Origin of the sequence: Bradyrhizobium sp. AUGA SZCCT0283 (genome assembly GCF_018130385.1) — a bacterium.
Lineage (GTDB): Bacteria > Pseudomonadota > Alphaproteobacteria > Rhizobiales > Xanthobacteraceae > Bradyrhizobium.
Genome location: NZ_JAFCLU010000041.1, coordinates 1 through 20,262, shown reverse-complemented (window position 1 = coordinate 20,262; position 20,262 = coordinate 1). Strand labels below are relative to the sequence as shown.

Sequence of the window (20,262 nt, the reverse complement as noted above, 5' to 3'; positions counted from 1 at the left end):
TCATGAAGCAGCGCGACAGTGAAATTCGCGTCCGTCCTGGACGCATTCGCGACAGTGGGCGTAGCCTCTCGCGTCCGAAGAGCTTTGTCGGCCAGGTCATGCGGGCCGCAAAGAAGGCAGGACATGTCGGTCACAGTTTTGGACGAGGCAAGGGCGGTGCGAGCCGGTCCCGCTTCGGTCGGGGCCGGCGTGCTGCGCTCTCCCTGTCGTTGCGATCGACCTCACGACGTGTGGTGATGAAGGCGCGCGTGGTCCGTCATCACGGCGCGCGGTTTCGCTCGGCGCCGCTGTCCAAGCACATCACCTATTTGAAACGCGACGGCGTGACGCGGGATGGAGCGGAAGCCCGGATGTTCGACGCGACGTCGGATATGGTGGACGAACGCGCTTTCGCCGAGCGCTGTACGGATGACCGGCATCACTTCCGCTTTATCATCTCTCCTGAGGATGCCGCCGAGCTGGGCGATCTCCGCACCTTCACGCGCGAACTGATGACCGACGTCGCCCGGGATCTCGGAACCAAACTGGACTGGATCGCGGTCGATCATTGGAACACCGATAACCCGCATATTCATGTCCTGATCCGCGGGCGTGCCGAGGACGGCCAGGATCTGGTCATCAGCCGGGATTACATCAGCCGCGGGTTTCGGGATCGTGCCGCCGAGCGCGTTACCCTCGAGCTTGGGCCGCGCAGCGAGCGGGAAATCCGGTCTGCCCTGGAAAGGGAGCTTGAGGCCGAACGTTGGACGAGCCTCGATCGGGCGTTGCGTGTTGCCACAGACGAGGGGGCTGGCGTGGCAGACCTTCGCCCCAGCGCATCAGGCGAAGACCCCGAACTCCGCCGCCTGATGGTCGGACGGGCGACCAGGCTGGAGCGTCTCGGTCTTGCCGAGCAGATTGCACCCGGCTGCTGGACCCTCAAAGCCGGTATTGAGGACAAGCTGCGTGATCTCTCGCTTCGCGGCGATATCATCAAGACGATGCATCGGGCGATGAGCGGCGTCCACCGCGAGCCGGATGTCGCAGGCTTTGCCCTGCACGGCGACGTGCCGGTAGATGCGGTCCTCGGCCGTCTTGTCGAGCGGGGACTACATGACGAGCTGCGAGGCTCGGCCTACGCGATCGTCGAGGGCATCGATGGACGAACGCATCACATCCGGTTTACCGATATCGAAATGACCGGCGATGCCGCGCCCGGCGCAATCGTGGAGGCGCGGACATATGACGATGCGCAGGGGCGCAAGCGTCTCTCGCTCGCCACGCGATCGGATCTCAGTATTGAGGCCCAGGTCTCGGCGCAGGGAGCGACCTGGATTGACCGACAGTTGATTACCCGAGATTCTGAAGTCAGCAGCACCGGATTTGGTATCGCAGCACGGGATGCGATGGAACGCCGGATTGATCATCTCGTAGGCGAAGGTCTTGCGCGGCGACAGGGGCCGCGGGTCATCTTAGCTCGCGATCTGCTCAAGACCTTGAGACAACGGGAACTTGATGCAGCTATCTCAAGGCTCTCCGTTGAGACCGGGCTGCTCCATCGTCCTTCATCTGAGGGCGAGCATGTGGCTGGCATCTATCGTCAACGCCTGATCCTGGCGTCGGGCCGCTTTGCCATGATCGACGATGGAACTGGCTTCCAACTCGTGCCCTGGCAACCGGCATTGGAGCGGCACCTTGGTCGAGAGGTCTCAGGTGTTGCAACCGCAGACGGGCGAGTGACCTGGAGCTTTGAAAGGAAAATCGGTCTCGGCATTTGACGGCAAGCCACGTTCGGCCCTTTCGGGCCAGCCCGTGACACACCTCGATCCACGGTCGCTCCAGATCGCACACGGGCTTGATCGGTTTTTGTACGCGGTTCTATCCAAACCTACGACAAGCGCGGTTGAGCGGTTGCCCAAAGACCCGAGTGCCTCCTTCTGTAGGCCACGTTCTTGGCGGCCAAGCCACTTTCGGCAGCCAAAGTCATCGGATGCGTAACGCAGGCGCAAGGTCCATCATGAAACCCAGAATAGGCGTCTACCTATCGGAACAAATGGCCGCACGGTTGGCGGCAGCGGCCAAACGTCCCGGCACAAGCAAGTCGGCGCTCGTTGAGGCCGCCCTCGCTCAGTTCCTCGGTGCCGACGATGAGACCAACGATCTTCCGATAGACCGTCGCCTTTCCCTTATGAGCCGCCAACTCGACGAGCTCGATCGCGGCCTTAGAATCGTAAATGAGACCGTCGCCCTTCAGGCGCGCTTCCATCTCGCCGTGACACCGGTGCTTTCTGCAGCGGACCAACGCGCTGCTTGCGTACTTGGGTCCGAGCGCTTCGACGAATTGGCCACACAGGTCAAGCGTCGCGTCCAGTTGGGAACGTCGCTCATGCAGGAGACGATGGATCGGCTCGGCACGACGAAACGCGACGCTGCCACGATTGCTCTCGGCGGAGGCGCGCCGCAGACATGCTCCCCGGTTCAAAAGCAAGCTCTCCGCACGTCAAGTCTGGTTGGCGACAAAGCAGTGTCATTCGCTGCCGTCCGGGAGGGCGGCAGCCTGTTCAGCTTTCCAGGGAAGGCGGGAATACCCTTGCAATAAGTCGCATACGAGGCGGCAAACTGTCGGTGCACCGAAACGGCCTCGATCGCATGCCCATGAGACTGCGCGCCGGCATACCGGAGGCCTGGCGCAAAATTGGCGTCTGATTCTGTGCGTGTTCTTGCCGTTCGTTGCTGCTTACTACCTCTCGTTTCTGTTCCGGACCATCAATGCGACGGTCGCCAGCGCTTTGACGGCGGAATTTGGCCTTGGCGCTGGCGATCTTGGTCTGCTGACGTCTGTTTACTACCTGACGTTCGCGGCCGCCCAGATTCCGATTGGCATCTTGTTGGACCGGTATGGTCCGGGGCAGATCCAAAGTGCCGTGATGGTCGCTGCAGCTCTGGGCGCGGCGTTATTTGCCGCCTCGGACAATTTTTGGCTGCTGCTCGGCGGCCGAGCGCTGATCGGTCTTGGTGTCGCCGCATCATTGACGGCTGGCTTGAAGGCCCTCGTGCTCTGGTTTCCCAGGGAACGTGTACCACTGCTCAACGGTCTGATGATTATGTTGGGGGCGTTGGGTGCTCTGACCGCAACCTTGCCTGCGGAATTCCTGCTGGTCTCGGTGGGCTGGCGAGCATTGTTTGAGCTACTGGCGATTGCCTCGGCCGGATGCGCGTTTGTCATCTATCTTGTCGTCCCCGAGATGCCGGCAGCTATACCGGGGGCGGGCGGACCTACTCGTTGCAGTCTTAAGAGGGTTTACGCCGACCCACGCTTCTGGCGCCTGGCCCCACTTTCGGCGACCTGTATCGGGACGTCCTGGGCGTTGCAGGGACTGTGGGCGGCGCCATGGCTCAGCGATGTCGAGGGCCTGGATCGGTCGGAATTGCTCCGGCATTTGCTTGTCATGGCAATCGCATTAAGTTTGGGGGCGCTTCTGTGGGGCGTCGCGGTCGATCGGTTGCGCCGACGTGGTGTCGGACCGCGGGCGCTGTTCGGCCTTGTCGCCATGATTTTTATCGCGGCACAGTTGGCATTGATCCTGCGATTGCCGCTCCCATCGCATGTCCCGTGGATCGTCGTGGCGGCGGTCGGTGCTGGAACTGTCCTCAGTTACGCGATCCTGGCCGAGAATTTCCCCACAAACTTGGCGGGTAGGGCCAACGCGGCGCTGAACCTCTTCCACATCGGTGGTGCGTTTGTCGCGCAATATATGACGGGCTTGGTGGTTCAACTCTGGGCCCCCACAGATGGGCACTATCCTGAGATCGCTTACCAGACCGCGTTTGCTTTCAACATCGGCCTTCAAGTCGCAGCTGGGATCTGGTGTGCCCGACCTTGGGTCCTGACGCGCTTGCGAAGGATGGGCAGCCGTATCCAGCGTGTAGCATGTTGCAGAAAATTCAAGCTCGCCTTCGTCCAACAGGATGCCGGCGGAAGGCGGCGCCGGCACGTCTATCGAAAGGGGCTGCTCTGACTTAGTTCCTCGCATTACTCCCGGGGCCGCCGTGCCAACTAAACTGCGTACTCATAACTCGGGCTTGTGATAGATGTCCGCTATGCCTCGATAGCGACCGAATTCCGCATCGCACCGCGATGTGCCATAAGCGGCAAACGTCCACACGATAGCTAAGTGCTTCCAAATAACCGATACGGAACGGCAGCAGGTAGTTCGACCCAGGGCAGCTTTGATGACGCCCAGATGTGCCTCGTGATGGTGAACCACGTCGGATCATCGAACGTGCCGCCGTTTAGGCCCCGCTGACCTGGGCGTCGTTCAACCGTGACCGCAACAGGGGTCGCGCATCGCGGGCAGGACTCGAGCCGCAGCCAACGTCCATGGTCTGCCGACGTGTACTCGTAGGTTTTGAGCGGCGAGCCGACAAACTCAAGCTGATCCGTAGCGAAGAACACCTCGACGCCGAATGCCGCTCCGGTGCGACGCTGGCAAAACTTGCAGTGGCAGACGATCGCCTCGAGCGGCGGTTCATGGGCTCGGTACCTGATATCTCCGCAAAGACAGCCGCCCTCATGGAAACCACTCATCGCGCGTCTCCTTGGCTCCTCCGAGCGATTTCGGTCAGACTAGCATATTATAATGCGACTTCCGCTTCGGGTCTTGGCTGTGTAAAAACGCCCTACCCAGGGAAGTCGGTGAGAAGCCAGGACCCGTTCGGTCTCAGGCGACGAGATTCGCGTCGCTTTGACCGCGTGCAGCTCACTTCCCGCCTAACCCCACAAGCAGACATAATCGCGGACCGTCGGCATGTCTCAAAAGTGCTGCGGTTTGCAGGGGCAATCGATATCCGCAAGACTAGGATGCCACTAAAGCCCCGGTGCAAAGTCTACTGCGTTTCACGAACCGTGGATTCCTGCGAATCAGCCGAAGAAAAGCCCGGCTCTTAGGCCGGGCTCTCGTTCAGTGGTTGGCGCCTAGTTTGGGCACCCGAGTTCTACGGGGACATCGAGGGTCTTATTTGATTTCCCACGTCGTGTTATGCGGGATGTCCATCGCGAAATAGCCACCCGGGCCGGCTAGCGCGGACATTGTTATGCAAGCAAATGGCTCACTCCCGGTGATCCCCTTATACTTCCCGGTACCGCCGGCGATGATGTGGGTGCCACAATCCATTTTAGGCTGTGACTTATCGAGGTCGCGAGTATCGAAGGTCGAGAAAATCTTGTCACCGTCGCTGTCGGCCAGCACGCAGGCGCCGTCAATGTATTTCTTGTCGCCGGACGCCACGTTCAACGCTGCGCAATGGGCCGACATCTTGTCCAGCATCTTCTCTCCCTTCATGTTTTGGGTGGTCCCGACCGCCTCCAGCGTGGTGGCCGTTCCGAGTCCGGCGATCGGCACCGAGATAATACGTTTGGCCGACGACCAATGGCTAACTTGCGAGTCGCGCGGTTTGTGCTTCCCCTCACTGAATGGAATAACATGAACTGATACAATTGAGCCGTCGCAAGTTGATTCGCCTTTGATCTATCGGAGGACGGACGATGCGGTTTGTAGTTGGACAGGCTTTCGAAAGCGCTGTGAGTGGGAGACAGGCAGTCGTGGCCGAAACTCGCGATGGAGGCCATGCTGGGCACCTCCGCTTCCTCGATAACGGCCAACAGCAATGGGTTCTTTGGGCGCAGTTTCATCATTCGGGGGAATGGATCCCGATTGGCATGAAAGAGGCCGCCAAGGCAGAACAGCCGTCTATAGTATCGACGAGAAGTTCCTAGTGAAAAGCTCCGCGCGAGAACCCACAGATGTCGCCAACTTGCTGACGGTGTGGGAAACGTTGGAGTATTGCGATCAAACTCAATGCACTCTAGGAAGAATATGAAAGCGACGCGCATCGGACGGAAGCCAAAGGGCGCATCGAGTGGCGCAAAGCCTATGCTGCAAGGCCAACTCATCGACTCCTAACCGCCTTAGCCGGCAGCATCCTCCTCAGAAGCATCTTACCCAAGCGACGCGCTGTCTATGCTGAAGTTTACATTGCAGGGCCGGCGCACCGAAAAATTACAATCTGTCCGGGTGGGAATGCTCAGCAGCCCGTCTATCACCCAGCAAGATGCCAAAAGAAAAATTGAGAGGAAGGCGATGGCCGCCAAATTAGCCCTCATTCGCTCGCGATAATCGTCCTCGCCTTGGGCGAGTCTCTTTCCAGGAAATGTGATTACATGGTTTGCCATGAAGGATCCCATGTCGGAGAGTCCAACGAGGCAAGGAGGGCTTCATGGCCCGAATCCTTTTGATCGCAGCAGGAATGCTAATTGCACTTGGCCTGTTCTCAGTTGAAGAAAATTTCAATACTGGAACGGGCGGCCTTTCCTCGCAACTTAAGACTTCACGACAAATTCGGCTAGCGGCTGACCCGTCGTTGAAATACGCCTCCGAAGACAGTCCATACATGCGGAGTGGGCGTTAGAGGCAATTTGCGTCCGGCGATTACCGTAGATACCACTGCCCCCTCAGGCTAGCAGACTCGCACTTGTCAGGCAAATCCTGACTCTGTTAGAGCGTCGGGCAAATCCTGACTCGGGTAGGGCGAGTGCTAGAGGTACAATAACGGATCAAAAATTGCTCGAATGGATGACTGCGCATCCGGTGCAGGGCGGTGTTTACCCAAATAGGGCTTCCAAAACTTTCATGATGATAGAATTGGCAAGAAAGGCGTGGGTCGTAAGCGTCGGCCACCGATATCAAAATGGTAAGTTTGTCGAGTTTCGCTTTTTCTACGTGGGACATCCCACCAAGCAATCCGCCGTGGATGCTTTGCGCCGGAACGTTGGTCCGAGAACTAATTTGCGGCGAGTGAAGGCAGAGAGGGAGTTGGGTGCGGACGAAATTGCCAAGCACAGCCTGGGTTACCGTCAAGTGAAATACTTCGCTAAAGGCGCCGCACCTGATCGAGCGGGGGGAGCTGGCACCTGGCGAAGCGCATGATGCGGACATACAAAAATCGACGTAATGACCGGAAGCAAACATTCGCTTGGATGTTCGTCGCCCGGGCGGCCACCTACTCCGACATTAGACTAGCTTGCTGTTTTTCAAATAGCTCCTGTCTGCTCCCCTGTATACGAGGGAAGCGGACATGAACCTATGGACCGGAATTGCGATGCTCGTGGTCGCTGCTGTCCTGTGTGTTATCGGCCGCCCGAACAGCGCCGGGGAGCATCCAAAATTTCTGCGGTTCAACGCAGCACTCGTTCTTTATCCCCCGATCATTCTGGTGTTCCTCGGTCTTGGCGCGGCCGCTGTTATTAGCTCGCTATTGACTAAGTAGGGCTCTGCTCCTTGGGCGTCGAATATTCGGGCCTCACCCGTTGAGCGATGGAGGAATATCCGGTGATACCTGTTGCGGGTCCCATCATACTTTGCTGCTGCGGCCGCCTTGCTCTGGCACATGCGTCCTACGGGTTGCCTCAATCCTTGGGCGACTGCGCCCGTGCTCGAAGCGCTCATCCCGGTCGTGATTGTAGGCATGTTCGCCATAGGTGTGGTCCTGGCGATTTTAGGATTAGTTGCGGGACTCGGGCAGCCCTTAGTTACTGCGCGCAGCTCACGCGGGCCCCATCGCCGCGCAACCGCTAGGAGCGAGAGCACTCATGTTCGCAGCCATGGCAATTTCTGCATTCTAATGCTGGCCGCCGACGCCAACCAGGCCTGGCCGATCGAGCAGGCATTGGAGATTGCGCCTGGACTGTCGAGGTTCAATCTCGGCTGGCTGGAGGAGCCGATCCGTGCCGACCGTCCATGGAAGGAGTGGCTGGCCTTGCGGAAGGGCACGGGCGTGCCGCTTGCCGCGGACGAGAACATTGCGAGCCGCGACGGATTCAAGCTGGCGCTCGGTGACGACTCGTTGCGAGTGGTTCAACCAGATATCGCGAATGGGGTGGGCTCACGGAGTGTAGCTCCATTGCCGGCGCTATCGTGAGATCCGGCAAGACGTTCTGTCCGCATTATCTGGGCGGCGGGATCGGTCTTCTGGCGTCGGCGCATCTACTCGCCGGGGTAGTGGGCGATGGTTTGTTGAAGGTCGATTCCAACGACAATCCCTTGCGCGAGCGGTTTTGTGGTCCCGTTTCACGTGCGCCACGCACATTGCGTCGTCATTACATTGCGACGCAGGCGTGCTTTGTCCCGGCAACGCTCTGTCTAGCCGCACTGGTATGGCTGAATGAAACGCGCCCCGATTTCCAGCTCTGGGGGACTGTCGTATTCAGCTCCATGTCGCTTCTAATTGCCGGTCGCCTGGCGTGGTCGTCATTCGGCATAGGGTTTGAGCGCATTGTCAGTCCTTGAGCACAGGGCTGGGCACTAAGCGGACTTTGCGCTGGAGCTGAGCGACGTCTGCTTTTAGGGGCAACGCGGACACCCGCTGTTCCATAATTTCTGATCGGCGGAATGCCGCCTCTAGATGGACGTCTGAGGAGTGCGTTGCCAAGACCAGCGCGACAATGGCGCGCACCGCCTGGCGCCGGCTACAATGGACCTATCATTCCATTCATGCTTTTGTTTGGAACGGCCTCCCAACAACTGGAGAGACTAGAATTTGGATCCTACTTCGTCCCTACAAGACCTGATCGAGCGAATCGGCTCAGAACATGTTGAGCGGCGACTGAAAATAGAAGTCGAGCACGAGGCCCAGCTGTTTGGACAGGGACTGATCTTATTCAATCTTGAAAACTGGTACTTAGCGCCGTGGATTGTCAGAACTGCGCTGAAGCTCACTGGACTTTACGGCCGTGCGCGTCGAAACGCGGACCACGTCGTTGTCAAAAAACATAGCGTGGCTTTCGCTAATCTTCCCCCGGCATTTCACAATTTCACTATCCTTCACATCAGCGATTTGCATGCCGACATAAGTATAAGCGCAATGCGGCATCTGGCTAGCGTGGTCGGCGGCCTTCAATACGACATTTGCGTCTTAACCGGCGACTATCGCGGGAAGACATATGGTCCATTCGAAAAAAGCCTAGAAATCATCGGTGAACTGCAGGCCCAATTGAAGGGGTCAGTTTATGCGGTGCTTGGTAACCACGACAGCATCCGAATGACCCCTTCAATGGAAGCCATGGGAATCCGCATGCTGTTCAACGAGTGCGAACCGATTGTTCGTGACGGGCAACGTATTTTCCTGGCCGGCGTTGACGATCCGCATTTCTATCGGGCAGACGACATTGAGAAAGCCGCCTCGCAAATTCCTTCAGATGCCTTTTCGATTTTGTTGGCGCACACGCCGGAAATTTACGATCGAGCGATGAGCGCCAGATTCGATCTCATGTTATGTGGACACACCCACGGAGGCCAGCTTTGCCTACCCGGTGGAATTCCGATCAAGCTGGAGGCAGCATTACCTAGATTCATGGGCGCTGGACCATGGCGCCATGGCGCCATGATCGGATATACCTCCGTGGGCGCTGGCACGAGCCTTCTGCCTGTGCGCTTAAACTGCCCGCCGGAGATAACTCTGCATACCTTGCGCGATGGGCAGCAGCTCTAGCTCACGAGCAAGACGGTGCCCGAAGACAAAACGCGGTATCAAAATATCCCGCCGCGGTATCAAATCAGAGCCAGCGTGCCGCATGAAACGATGCAAAAAGCGCCTTCTGGTGTCTTCGATTGCTACCGTGAGGGCAGCTTTGGCGGTGGTCGCGGTATCAATCTAGGGCACGCATATACAGTTTACATGGGGCGTAGCCCGCACCGATCGATGGGGTTTATTCCGTAACAACCTTATTCGCTTCAGGGTATGTTCTCCGGCCGCGCATACCAGTCATTGGAGGTCGCTTTCCTGTGGAGAGGGAAGGGATTGAACTGGTTGGCGAGGAAGATTTCGGAAAATCCCTGATCACACGTGCCAAATCCAACATTCGTGCACGGCGCTAGGTAGACTCGTAATCTGCCCGCACTCATGTGGACCTGCCATTTTCCGCCGAAATACACCGCCGGCTTGGCGCGCTTGTCGGTAAGCTCCAGGAGCCGGCTTCCGCGACCGCCCGCAAGAACAAAGGCGAGGGCATGGCGTGAAAGTGGTTCGTTCATCATCGTGGCCATTTTGTCCTCCCTGGAACCTGAACGCACGCCCCCGCCACCTTACTCTTGTCCGGAAGGCAGGATCGAGGGCCACGTGCCGATAGTAGCGGGACGAATGGTCGATCGGAAAGTGATAGTGTAAACGGCCGAGCTGCTGAAGTTTGGTCATTCCACGGAGTCGGTGTTCGCCTGGTTCGCTGTTCCATCGAGTCGAATGGCTGCTTCTGGTGGCAAAGTAGACATTCGTTGATATTTGCGTTTTTGCATCGTTCGGCCGCAATATGCGTCGTCGATGAGGCTTCGGGAGCGCCACCCGCAGCGAACCGTTGGAGGACGGACATGACAGTTTCGGCAGAACGAGCAGCGCTTGCAGGCGGCTGCTTCTGGGGCGTGCAGGATCTGCTGCGCCGGTATCCCGGAGTGATTTCGACCAGGGTGGGCTACACCGGTGGCGAGGTGCCAAACGCGACCTATCGCAACCACGGCAATCACGCGGAAGCCATTGAGATTACCTTTGATCCGCAGGCGATCAGCTATCGCAAGCTGCTGGAGTTCTTTTTCCAGATCCATGATCCCTCGACGCTGAACCGCCAGGGCAACGACCGGGGCGCGAGCTACCGGTCGGCCATCTTCTATACCAGCGACGCGCAGAAGCGGATCGCGGAAGACACCATCGCCGATGTCGATGCTTCCGGCCTTTGGCCGGGCAAGGTTGTCACCGAGGTGGCCCCTGCCGGACCCTTCTGGGAGGCCGAGCCCGAGCATCAGGATTATCTTGAAAAATATCCTGACGGCTACACCTGTCACTTCATTCGGCCGGAATGGACGCTGCCGCATCGGGCGGAGAAATCTGAATCAGGCGCCCGCGGAGTTTCGGCCGCGTGACCAAAGCCTCCGATCTGCTGGTAGCTGCCCTCGAGAACGAGGGCGTCGGGTACATCTTCGCTATTCCCGGCGAGGAGAATCTCGACGTGCTGGAGTCGCTGCGGCGCTCGAAGATCAAGCTAGTGCTGACGCGGCACGAACAGGCCGCCGGCTTCATGGCGGCCACCTACGGGCGGCTCACCGGACGCGCGGGCGTCTGCCTGACGACGCTGGGTCCCGGTGCACTCAATCTGGCGACGGCTGCGGCCTACGCGCATTTGGGCGCGATGCCGATGGTCATGATCACAGGACAGAAGGCGATCCGGAGCAGCCGCCAGGCGCGCTTCCAGATCGTCGACATCGTCGCGACCATGCGACCGCTCACCAAGATGGCGACGCAGATCGTCTCCGCGCAAAGTATTCCGACCCTGGTACGCGACGCCTTCCGGGTCGCACAGCAGGAGCGGCCGGGCCCCGTGCATCTCGAACTGCCCGAGGATATCGCGGCCGACGAAGCCGCGGCCGACATCATTCCCCCGCATGTCGTCGAGCTTCCGGTCGCGCCTGCAGCGGCCATCGAGCGCGCCGCAGCCATGATCATGGGCGCCAGCAGGCCGCTCGTTATGCTGGGCGCCGCGGCGAGCCGCCCGCATCTCGCCGAGCCGCTGTCGGCGTTCGTGCGACGATGCAGGATTCCATTCTTCAACACTCAGATGGGGAAGGGCGCGGTCAATGCCGGCTCTAATCTCTATATGGGCACGGCGGCGCTGTCGGAGCGGGATTGGGTTCACGAGGCCATCGACCAGGCCGATCTGATTATTTCGATCGGTCACGACACCGTCGAGAAGCCGCCGTTCCTGATGGGCCATGATGGACCGCAGGTCATTCATGTCGGCGTCACGCCGGCGACGGTGGAGCAGGTATACTTCCCGCAGGCGGAGATCGTTGGCGATGTCGGTGCGAGCCTCGCAAGCCTTGCCGATCGCCTCGAAGGCAAGCTCCCCAATGGTCAGGCATTGCTGGGTTTGCGGGAAGGGATCCTTGCCCACCTCGCGGAGCGGTCGACGGAGGATCGGTTTCCTCTGACGCCGCAGCGCATCGTGCACGACGTCCGCCAGGTCATCCCGCCGGACGGCATCGTTGCCCTCGACAACGGCATGTACAAGATCTGGTTCGCCCGCAACTATCGCACCAGCGTCGCCAACACGCTCCTGCTCGACAACGCGCTCGCGACCATGGGTGCGGGTCTTCCTTCGGCGATAGCAGCGTCGCTGATCCACCCGGACAGCCGCGTGCTCGCCGTCTGCGGCGATGGCGGCTTTATGATGAATTCGCAGGAGCTTGAGACGGCCGTGCGGCTCAAGCTGAATCTCGTCGTGCTCGTACTCGAGGATCGAGCCTACGGTATGATCCGATGGAAACAGGAAGTCGACGGATTTTCCGATTTCGGTCTCGATTTCGGCAATCCTGATTTCGTCGCCTATGCCAAGTCATATGGCGCCAAGGGCTCCCGCGTCGGCAAGGTCTCGGAACTCGTGACGATGCTGGAAGCTGCTTTCAGCGAGGGCGGCGTGCATCTCGTTGTGGTGCCAGTCGACTACAGCGAGAACATGCGCGTACTTGTCACTGACCTGCACCCGGTGGTCTAGGCCAAGTGAAAATTCCGGCGCCGGACTCGCACGTAGAGAATTTTTCTCGAAATAGGTTGGAAAATGAACAGCGCTGACAGCCCCAGTTAATGAGGGAGAAAAGCGAAAATAATTCTGCGACCTTTCTGTTTGTGCACGTTTTCACACAGCGTGGCTCGGCCGACGTTTAGGGAACGGCCGCTATTGGCACATAGTAGTCAGATAAGGAACACACGCCGAACTGCTCCTTGCGTTTTGGACCTCGATAGGTTTTAAGCCCGGTGACTTCATGACCACAGGTATGAACGGGAAGCGAACTGCGGGGCTTTACCGCGTTTTAAACAGAGTGACGCCCCTCCCGTCGCTCATGCGCTTTGAATTGTTCTGAGCCGCCACAAAGGAATCCATTATGGCCAAGATGACTAAGAATCAGTTGATTGATGCAATTGCAGAAGGAACGCAGGTTTCCAAAGGAGACGTAAAGGCCGTCATCGAGCAGATGGTGACCGTAGGCTATAAGGAACTGAATGAATCCGGCGAGTTTGTCATTCCTGGCTTCGTGAAAATGTCGGTCGTGAACAAGCCTGCTACTGAAGCCCGCAGCGGTGTAAATCCTTTCACGAAAGAGCCTATGGAGTTCGCGGCCAAGCCAGCCAGCAAGTCGGTCAAGGCGTCACCCCTGAAGGTTGCTAAAGACGCTATTTGAAGCGGACGGGTGGTCGTTCGGTTAAGCTGTGGGTAATTCTATCACACCCTAGACAGGCGCCTCCACCCGCACACTATGCGCCCCGAGACGGAATCTCTGGAGGGCCTAGGGGGACAGTCTCGCAAAGGCCATGCGGTGTAATGCCCGCGTGGCCTTTTGTCTTTTATTGTCTGACCAGAAAAATAGGGACCCTGGGTGAATGGCCGCTTCTGTGAAGGTTTGCGGATGCCGGCCCCATGACGGTGGTGCCGCGCGCACGGGGCCGGCGTACGCAAACCTCCAATGGAGGAAACCGCGGGATGTGTGGCGAGGTGGCGCGTCAGACGCTATGGGGATTTGACGGCTGTCGTGCCTGAATGTGAGCACAACTTTTGCGATATGGCACGAACTTTGCGAATAGGGGAAAACACCTTTCGCCGCTCCTGTAATTTCAAAGAGTTACGCGTTGTAAAAGGGGCACATATTGCACTTTGTGCGTTATGTGCCTGATGGCAGCCTTTCTACCACATCGCCGAACAAATATTTCCACGTGACAGCGTCCAACAGAATTGTTTCGAGCTCGCCTTATACACCACTCGCGATCATGACTGCATCTCCGATTGCATCGGTTCGGGTATTCGAAACGTCCGCGATGCAGATGTCGTCGCGCTACGTCCGGTGCGCTCCCAACGCCGTCGATGATAGATCGCGCGATCATCACGCTGATCGATCGTCGATTCTAGGGCCGCCGCGCTTCTGGCCCCTCATCGTCAGGTAAGACGCTCCATCGTTCATCCATTATTGGCACGCCCATGCCGCCCGCCGCAGCGCCCTACCGCGCGAGCGGTTTAGTCCTTTGGCACTTTCCGGACCTGACGGGCTCGGCTGGCGACGTCTGTTCTTGAGGGTAAAGCGGACTGCCCATTTGCGCACCCGGACTTCCGAATTTGACCCATGGCGGACATCACTCCTCCGGTATCCCGGCCATCCGCATTCCTCGATAGATGCGCTCCTGTGAGGCGACGTAAGTCGGGTTATCACTCGGCGCGCGATCGCGGTAGCGTCGAATGGTAAAGCTTGGATCGAGCGCAAGTCCTGCCCTTGCGGCGGCCCTCGCCTCATCCAGCGAGCCGAGCAGCGCCAGTGCAGCGGCGAGTCCAAAATGCGTGAGGGGATAAGTGCGGTTGGCCTCGATGCTACGTCGTAGCCAATCGACGGCTTCGGCATCCGCGGAAAGCTGCAATTTGGCGGCGCCAACAATCAGCAGCATATGGTGGGTAAATTGATGGTGAGGACAGAGCCTGAGTGCTTCGTTAATATGGGCCTCAGTTTCCTCGCCGCGACCCATTAGAGATTTAGCTTTGCCGATCAACGCATGCGCCCCAGCCAAATTGCGATCCAAGGCCAACGCTTGCTCGCACTCGGCTATCCCGTAAGCCGCGCGGTTGGTTAGAATTAGCAGTTGGCCAAATACCTGATGCGCAAGCGCAACGTTCAGCACGTGAGGCAGCGCTTTTACAATCATTTCCTCGGCGACCACGAGGCGCGCCACCGGGTCTTCAGAGTAGTAGCCCTCTGCAATTTGCACATCGACAGCTGCAACACCGAAGATTGCGTAGAAATTTTTGGGGTCGAGCACTACCGCCTGTTCAAAAAAGCGACGCGCTTGTGTTAGGTATTCGAGCGTCGACAGCTTCGCCCACTGGTGCAGCGAAGCTCTACCCCGGAAATATAAGTCCATTGAACTGGGATGCAGTAATCGTTCCGCTCGCCCAGCCTCAGCCGCGATGAGCTGCGCGTTCAACGAATGGGCAAGCCGCGATACGATCTCGTCCTGCATAGCGAAGAGATCGGCGACGGATTTGTCAAAACGGTCGGCCCATAGATGAGCGCCGGTCCCTGCGTCCACGAGCTGAACGTTTACCCGAAGTCGATCACCGCCGCGCTGCACCGAACCTTCTAATACATAATGGACGTTCAACTCGCGACCGACCTGCTTGAGGTCAACCGCTTTGCCCTTGTAGCTGAATGCGGTGTGTCGGCCGATAACGAGCGATCCGCTGATCCGCGAGAGGTCCGTGGTCAGGCTCTCGGTCACCCCATCGACGAAGTAGTCTTGCTCGGGATCACCGCTGAGGTTAGCGAAAGGCAGCACAACGATGGAAAGATGAGGGGGTGAAGGCAGGTCTAGCCTCGCGCGCTCAGCCTGAGAGCTAAGCCCATCCCGGATCACCGCATAGGTTCGGACCGGAAGGGCGATGTTCTTGAGGTTTTGCTCCCCCTGATCGGCGAACTCAACCCCGACCTTGCCTCGGACTTGATCGTAAGCAGCTGACGAGATGCAGATGCCGCCGGGTTCTGCGATACTCTCAAGGCGTGCCGCAATGTTAACTCCGTCGCCGAAGATGTCGTGGGGTTCGACGATTACGTCACCGATATTGACGCCCACCCGGAATGCAATACGGCGGTCTTCCACCTCGCTGATTGTAAGTTCCTTGATGCGCGTCTGGAACTGCACAGCGGCCCGAACCGCTTCGACCGCGCTTGGAAATTCCGCCAAGAACCCGTCGCCTGTGTTCTTCACGATGCGACCGCCGTGTTCGGAGATCGCGGGCGCGACACCGTCCAGTAGGAGCGCCGTCAATTTGGCGTGGGTAGTCTCTTCGTCATCATGCATGAGCCGCGAATAGCCAGCCACGTCGGCGGCCAGTATCGCTGACAGCCTCCGCTCAACCCGGACTGGCCGCTCTTGCACCATGGCATGCAATCCAACCCACAGCACACTGTACGACGGATCAGGGGGCAGCGCCAAACGCGTTTTGACGGAATGCCCACCCAAGGCTGATGTCGGTTATTGGCACCTTTGAGACGTGGCGACCGACCCTGACAATGTCCGTTTCCAGAGGAAGACCGGAAGTAGTCGGCCGCCGACTAAAATGACGCGATTGACCCATTTCGGAAGTCGGCACCAATTCCATTCTCACTCAAACCACCGCGGCTTCCACAATGCTCGCCGCTGAATTTGTTGGCACGACCTGCGTCAGGCGGAAACCGGCCTTGCTCAGAAGAGACGCGTATTCGGATTCCGTTCGTTCACGCCCCCCCAACTGCACCAGCATCACCATATCAAGCACTTTTCCCGGATGGGCCGTGTCGCCGGGCGGCAACACCATCTCGACTATTAACAGACGGCCAGCTGGGTTCATTGCCTTGCGGACATGGCTAAGGATCGTCAGGCACCGATCCTCATCCCAGTCATGGATGATATGCGAAAGGATATAAGCATCCGCCCGAGGGACATTTGTGAAGAAATCGCCGGGCTCAATTACGACCCTATCGCTGATGCCCTTGGCTTCAAGCAGGCGCGTTGCGTCCTTCACGACATGCGGCCTGTCAAACAGAATGCCGCGCGGACCGGCATGTTGGGCAAGCACATCCGCCAGCATGTTCCCGGTCGCCCCGCCGACGTCGACAATTGTCTTGAAAACTGAAAAATCATAAGCCTCGGCGACAGCAGAAGGCTCCTGACTATGCAGGCTGTCCATCATCTCACTAAACAGCGAGGCGTCCTCGGGATGTTGCGCGAGATAGTCGAAGAACGCCACGCCCTGCGCTTTATCAAAGCCAGGTTTGCCCGTCTGGACGGAGTAGACCACATGATCCCAGCCACTCTGAGACGAAGGGCTGCCCGAAAATATCACCGCCGATCTTGCCGAACCGGGCGCGCCGGTCTTTAGCGCCTCGCCCAAATCGGTCAGCGCAAAGCGCTGCTCCATTCGCTCGGTCAGAATGCCCAGGCTCGCCAGCGTACGCATTAGCCTGTGCAACGAGGGCGCATGGACACGCATGGAGCCGGCCAGCTCCGCAGCGCTCTTCGGGCCGGAGACGAGTTGATCGGCCAGCCCCAGCTTGGCCGCTGCATAGACGGTTCTTGAGACGATGTGGGCACGGCCCATCTGAATCAGTTGAACGTGCTGCGGAGGGTTTTCCAGCCGACTATCAGGCATATTCAATTCCCCCAAAGCCGAATTGTGCAATAATTATACGACTAATTGAGGTGCTGGCTACTCCTGTCGGTGCTTGCCCGTGTTCTCGCGCGGTGCTTTCGCGCCTCTGCCGAGCCGATCATAACGAGCGTCAATCTTCGGGTGAAAAGCCGGAAGCCTGAACAATCGGCCCCCACCGTTCGAAATCAGATTTAATCAATTGCGCAAATTCTCCTGGTGTGACGCCCGCCGGGTCAACCGAAAGCTTGGCCAGCTTTGCTTTGAACGCATCGGTACCGACAACTGAGCGGATCGCGCTATTGAGGCGGTTCACCGTTTCGGCCGGCGTGATTGCCGGGACGAAAATGCCAAACCACTCGATGGCTTCAAGCATGGGATATCCGGCCTCCCGAACCGTCGGCACATCGGGGAGCAACGAGGATCGTTCGGGGCCGGTTGTTGCTAATGCTCGAATGACTCCGGACTGCACATGTGGAAGTGCGGTGCCGATCGGGTAGATCGTTGCGGCAATTCGACCGCCGGTCAGGTCTTGGATGCCGTTTGGGCCGCCATATGGCAGATGCACGAATGCGAAACCGCCGGCCTTGGCCAAGGCCACGCCGGTAAAATGCAGCATCGATCCAGCCGCAGCTGTGCCATAGGTCGCAAGCTTCGGATTGGCTCTGCACCAGCTTACGAAATCGGTGAGTGTCCTAACGTCAGCCGGCACCATCGGTCCCACCGTGACTAGAAAGGGAAAGGAACAAACGGTTGTGACCGGTGCGAAGTCGTGGAACGCATCGTAACCAAGTGTCTTGTAAACGTGGGGAAACACAGCGAAGTTGGAGGCCGGCGTAAGGATCATTGTCGTGCCATCGGCTGGGCTGGCCTTCAGGGCCCCAAGCGCAACGCGTCCGCCAGCTCCCGGGCGGTTGTCCACAATAAACGAAGGGAAGTGGTCTTTCATTCCATCGACCAGCATCCTTGCAATGACGTCGATGGCGCCGCCCGCGGTGAAGCCGACCAGCATTCGCGTTTTGGCATGGTTGGCTTGTTGAGCCCACGCCGCGCGCGGCATGCCGGGCAAGACCGAGGCAAGGCCACCTACGCACGTCAGCGACACGAATTTTCGTCTCGTAATCATGGGGTTCTCCAGCGCAGACGGTGCTCACGTTCGCGATCGACACTGGTCGGTTTGCCCCTTATCTGGTAGACCGAAAATCATGACATCCCTGTAACCCCTGGGTTAAGGCTGGCTCGCATGGATTGGTCGGATCGAATTGGCCGTCGCATCAAGTTGCGTGACCTTCACATCCTGATGGCGATTGCAGATGCCGGCAGCATGGCGAAGGCAGCCACCAAATTGAGAATTTCCCATCCTGCGATCTCCAACACGATATCCGACATGGAAGGTACGCTCGGCGTGCGACTGCTGGACCGCGGATCGCGGGGCGCGGTGCTGACGGCTTATGGAGAAGTTCTGCTCCGATGCGGAGTAAATATATTTGATGAGATGCAACAAGGTCTTCGCTCGTTGGAATATCTCTCTGATCCAAATTCGGGCGAAGTGAGGTTGGGATGCACGGACATCATCCTACACAGCTTGGTGCCGACGATCGTCCGGCGATTTTCCGGGGAGCATCCCGGCGTTCAGCTCGACGTGAAGCTTACCAACCCGGGTGAACATCAAATACAGGAATTGCGCGAGCGCAGAATTGATCTGCTGATTACCAGAGCCCCGGCGCGGCAAGCCGATTTCAATTCCGAGGTTCTGTTCGACGAGCCTCTTGTCTTCGTTGTGGGGGCGCACAGTGATCTTGCGCGAAAGCGGCGAACGGCACTCAAGGATATCATGGAAGCTAATTGGGTCCTGCCGCCCTACGACAGTGCGCCGGGTGCTCTCGTTGCCGCGGTATTTCGAGCCAACGACATTTCGCCGCCAAAGCCGCTGGTCAAAACGATCGCTGTTCAGCTCACGGTGTCTTTGATTGCGGGCGGAGAATTCGTCGGAATTCTACCGGCCTCGGTTGCGGCACTGAGTGCTCATAAAACTGCTTTGAAGGTGTTGCCGCTAAAGTCCTCAGGGCCCCGGATATCGGCCGAGATCGTATTTTTGAGGAATCGGACGCTCAGCCCAGCAGTGGAAGCGTTCATTAAATGTGCGCGGGAGGTCGCTCGATCACTGCTGAAAATATCTTAGGCAGCCGAAGTGGCCGCTAACGGAAAGTTTAAGTACACGAGTGCGTTCTTGGCACTTTTCGGAAGTGGCCGATCTGACGAGTGATGTCCGTTGTTGGGGGACGATCCGAAGTCGCCGACTCGGGCGTTCACTTCCGAAAATGACCCTGGCTGTGTGAAAACGCAGTGCTGCTGTCATGATTCTCCTGTGATTCTGCGGGAGGAATCGATGAGGCGCTTCGTTGAAGAGGCGGATCGTGGGCAATGGACGCTATTGCCCGAATGCCTCGATGATTTCATTGACGAGCGCAACCCTGTTCGCGTGATCGACGTGTTTGTCGATGCACTCGATTTGGCTGAGATGAGCTTTGAGGGGGTAGAGCCGACGGCGACTGGTCGGCCGTCGTACCACCCGTCGGTTCTCCTCAAGCTTTACATCTACGGCTATTTGAACCGGGTGCAGTCGAGCCGGCGGCTCGAACGCGCGGCCGGACGCAATGTCGAAGTCATGTGGTTGCTGGGTCGGCTTGCACCTGATCACAAGACGGTCGCGGACTTCCGCAAAGATAATGGCCTGGCGCTGCGCAGGGTATGTGCGCGCTTCGTCGAACTCTGCCGCGAGATGGGTCTTCTTGCGACGGCGAGCGTCGCCATCGATGGTAGCAAGTTCAAAGCTGTGAACAACCGGGATAAGAACTTCACGCGGGCGAAGGTGGAACGGCGGCGTGTCCAGTTGGAGGAGAGCGTCGCGCGCTATCTGAGCCAACTTGACACGGCCGACCGGCAGGAGCCGACGGAGGCGCTGGCCGCGAAGGTAACAAGGCTCACCGAGAAGCTGACGAAGTTAAAGGAGGAAATGGGCA

General features: G+C 58.4%; 18 protein-coding genes and 1 pseudogene. 13 read left to right on the top strand and 6 right to left on the bottom strand.

Translation table 11 applies throughout. The annotated features are described in order from the left end of the window. Positions 1-2 precede the first annotated feature (2 nt). The 3 genes from JQ624_RS33675 to JQ624_RS33665 all read left to right on the top strand — a co-directional run bounded on the left by JQ624_RS33675 (position 3) and on the right by JQ624_RS33665 (position 3,998). Positions 3-1,757: a VirD2 family relaxase/mobilization nuclease gene (locus JQ624_RS33675; RefSeq protein WP_212423198.1), complete on the top strand. Its 1,755-nt coding sequence runs from the start codon at positions 3-5 to the stop codon at positions 1,755-1,757. A 239-nt stretch (positions 1,758-1,996) separates the two neighbouring features. Further along, positions 1,997-2,578, top strand: coding sequence for a ribbon-helix-helix protein, CopG family (locus JQ624_RS33670; protein ID WP_212423197.1), 582 nt, complete (start codon positions 1,997-1,999; stop codon positions 2,576-2,578). Between the two features lie 115 nt (positions 2,579-2,693). Beyond that, entirely contained in the window at positions 2,694-3,998 is a 1,305-nt protein-coding gene (locus JQ624_RS33665) for an MFS transporter (protein WP_312014536.1), read from the top strand. 152 nt (positions 3,999-4,150) lie between these two features. Here JQ624_RS33665 and JQ624_RS33660 read toward each other — a convergent pair whose 3' ends face one another. Then, on the bottom strand, positions 4,151-4,567 hold the full coding sequence (locus JQ624_RS33660; RefSeq protein ID WP_212423196.1) for a GFA family protein: 417 nt from the start codon (positions 4,565-4,567) through the stop codon (positions 4,151-4,153). Positions 4,568-4,994: 427 nt separating this feature from the next. After that, a complete protein-coding gene (locus JQ624_RS33655; protein WP_249130273.1) occupies positions 4,995-5,306 on the bottom strand; it encodes a hypothetical protein in 312 nt (103 codons plus the stop codon). Positions 5,307-6,599: 1,293 nt separating this feature from the next. On the opposite strand from JQ624_RS33655, the gene JQ624_RS33650 reads away from it, so the two are divergent. The 5 genes from JQ624_RS33650 to JQ624_RS33635 all read left to right on the top strand — a co-directional run bounded on the left by JQ624_RS33650 (position 6,600) and on the right by JQ624_RS33635 (position 9,525). Next, the gene (locus JQ624_RS33650) at positions 6,600-6,965 is read left to right on the top strand and encodes a hypothetical protein (protein WP_212423195.1); all 366 of its coding nucleotides are present in this window, start codon (positions 6,600-6,602) and stop codon (positions 6,963-6,965) included. Positions 6,966-7,113: 148 nt separating this feature from the next. After that, positions 7,114-7,305, top strand: a complete 192-nt coding sequence (locus tag JQ624_RS33645) for a hypothetical protein (protein WP_212423194.1) — start codon at positions 7,114-7,116, stop codon at positions 7,303-7,305. Between the two features lie 162 nt (positions 7,306-7,467). Continuing rightward, complete coding sequence (locus JQ624_RS39595) at positions 7,468-7,956, top strand: enolase C-terminal domain-like protein (RefSeq protein ID WP_312014535.1); 489 nt, start codon at positions 7,468-7,470, stop codon at positions 7,954-7,956. Further along, a complete protein-coding gene (locus JQ624_RS39590; RefSeq protein ID WP_312014534.1) occupies positions 7,953-8,324 on the top strand; it encodes a hypothetical protein in 372 nt (123 codons plus the stop codon). The genes JQ624_RS39595 and JQ624_RS39590 overlap by 4 nt, the downstream gene beginning before the upstream one ends. 250 nt (positions 8,325-8,574) lie before the next feature. After that, the gene (locus JQ624_RS33635) at positions 8,575-9,525 is read left to right on the top strand and encodes a metallophosphoesterase (protein WP_212423193.1); all 951 of its coding nucleotides are present in this window, start codon (positions 8,575-8,577) and stop codon (positions 9,523-9,525) included. Positions 9,526-9,941: 416 nt separating this feature from the next. Here the strand turns inward: JQ624_RS33635 and JQ624_RS33630 are convergent. Beyond that, positions 9,942-10,079: pseudogene (locus tag JQ624_RS33630) on the bottom strand (sugar phosphate nucleotidyltransferase); the annotation flags it as partial. Positions 10,080-10,397: 318 nt separating this feature from the next. On the opposite strand from JQ624_RS33630, the gene msrA reads away from it, so the two are divergent. The 3 genes from msrA (at position 10,398) to JQ624_RS33615 (ending at position 13,256) form a co-directional block, all read left to right on the top strand. Further along, positions 10,398-10,943: a peptide-methionine (S)-S-oxide reductase MsrA gene (gene msrA, locus JQ624_RS33625; RefSeq protein ID WP_212423192.1), complete on the top strand. Its 546-nt coding sequence runs from the start codon at positions 10,398-10,400 to the stop codon at positions 10,941-10,943. Then, complete coding sequence (locus JQ624_RS33620) at positions 10,940-12,571, top strand: acetolactate synthase large subunit (RefSeq protein WP_212423191.1); 1,632 nt, start codon at positions 10,940-10,942, stop codon at positions 12,569-12,571. Before msrA ends, JQ624_RS33620 begins: the two co-directional genes overlap by 4 nt. A 388-nt stretch (positions 12,572-12,959) precedes the next feature. Beyond that, positions 12,960-13,256, top strand: coding sequence for an HU family DNA-binding protein (locus JQ624_RS33615; RefSeq protein WP_212423190.1), 297 nt, complete (start codon positions 12,960-12,962; stop codon positions 13,254-13,256). A 943-nt stretch (positions 13,257-14,199) separates the two neighbouring features. Here the strand turns inward: JQ624_RS33615 and JQ624_RS33610 are convergent. From JQ624_RS33610 to JQ624_RS33600, 3 genes are all read right to left on the bottom strand, one after another. After that, a complete protein-coding gene (locus JQ624_RS33610; protein ID WP_212423189.1) occupies positions 14,200-15,993 on the bottom strand; it encodes an adenylate/guanylate cyclase domain-containing protein in 1,794 nt (597 codons plus the stop codon). A gap of 226 nt (positions 15,994-16,219) precedes the next feature. After that, on the bottom strand, positions 16,220-17,242 hold the full coding sequence (locus JQ624_RS33605; RefSeq protein WP_212423188.1) for a methyltransferase: 1,023 nt from the start codon (positions 17,240-17,242) through the stop codon (positions 16,220-16,222). Positions 17,243-17,372: 130 nt separating this feature from the next. Further along, positions 17,373-18,365 carry a tripartite tricarboxylate transporter substrate binding protein gene (locus tag JQ624_RS33600; RefSeq protein WP_212423187.1) on the bottom strand — a complete coding sequence of 331 codons (993 nt, stop codon included), beginning with the start codon at positions 18,363-18,365 and terminating at the stop codon, positions 17,373-17,375. A gap of 117 nt (positions 18,366-18,482) precedes the next feature. On the opposite strand from JQ624_RS33600, the gene JQ624_RS33595 reads away from it, so the two are divergent. Both JQ624_RS33595 and JQ624_RS33590 read left to right on the top strand, forming a co-directional pair. After that, on the top strand, positions 18,483-19,421 hold the full coding sequence (locus JQ624_RS33595; RefSeq protein ID WP_212423186.1) for a LysR family transcriptional regulator: 939 nt from the start codon (positions 18,483-18,485) through the stop codon (positions 19,419-19,421). Positions 19,422-19,628: 207 nt separating this feature from the next. Further along, a partial coding sequence (locus JQ624_RS33590; RefSeq protein WP_212423185.1) for a transposase occupies positions 19,629-20,262 on the top strand: 634 nt, incomplete at its 3' end.

Excerpts from the sequence above, each read along its gene's own strand:
- JQ624_RS33660 (WP_212423196.1), bottom strand. The coding sequence starts at position 4,567 with ATGAGTGGTTTCCATGAGGGCGGCTGTCTTTGCGGAGATATCAGGTAC.
- JQ624_RS33675 (WP_212423198.1), top strand. The coding sequence starts at position 3 with ATGAAGCAGCGCGACAGTGAAATTCGCGTCCGTCCTGGACGCATTCGC.
- JQ624_RS33645 (WP_212423194.1), top strand. The coding sequence starts at position 7,114 with ATGAACCTATGGACCGGAATTGCGATGCTCGTGGTCGCTGCTGTCCTG.
- msrA (WP_212423192.1), top strand. The coding sequence starts at position 10,398 with ATGACAGTTTCGGCAGAACGAGCAGCGCTTGCAGGCGGCTGCTTCTGG.
- JQ624_RS33670 (WP_212423197.1), top strand. The coding sequence starts at position 1,997 with ATGAAACCCAGAATAGGCGTCTACCTATCGGAACAAATGGCCGCACGG.
- JQ624_RS33610 (WP_212423189.1), bottom strand. The coding sequence starts at position 15,993 with ATGGTGCAAGAGCGGCCAGTCCGGGTTGAGCGGAGGCTGTCAGCGATA.
- JQ624_RS33605 (WP_212423188.1), bottom strand. The coding sequence starts at position 17,242 with ATGCCTGATAGTCGGCTGGAAAACCCTCCGCAGCACGTTCAACTGATT.
- JQ624_RS33655 (WP_249130273.1), bottom strand. The coding sequence starts at position 5,306 with ATGCTGGACAAGATGTCGGCCCATTGCGCAGCGTTGAACGTGGCGTCC.
- JQ624_RS33600 (WP_212423187.1), bottom strand. The coding sequence starts at position 18,365 with ATGATTACGAGACGAAAATTCGTGTCGCTGACGTGCGTAGGTGGCCTT.
- JQ624_RS33595 (WP_212423186.1), top strand. The coding sequence starts at position 18,483 with ATGGATTGGTCGGATCGAATTGGCCGTCGCATCAAGTTGCGTGACCTT.
- JQ624_RS33615 (WP_212423190.1), top strand. The coding sequence starts at position 12,960 with ATGGCCAAGATGACTAAGAATCAGTTGATTGATGCAATTGCAGAAGGA.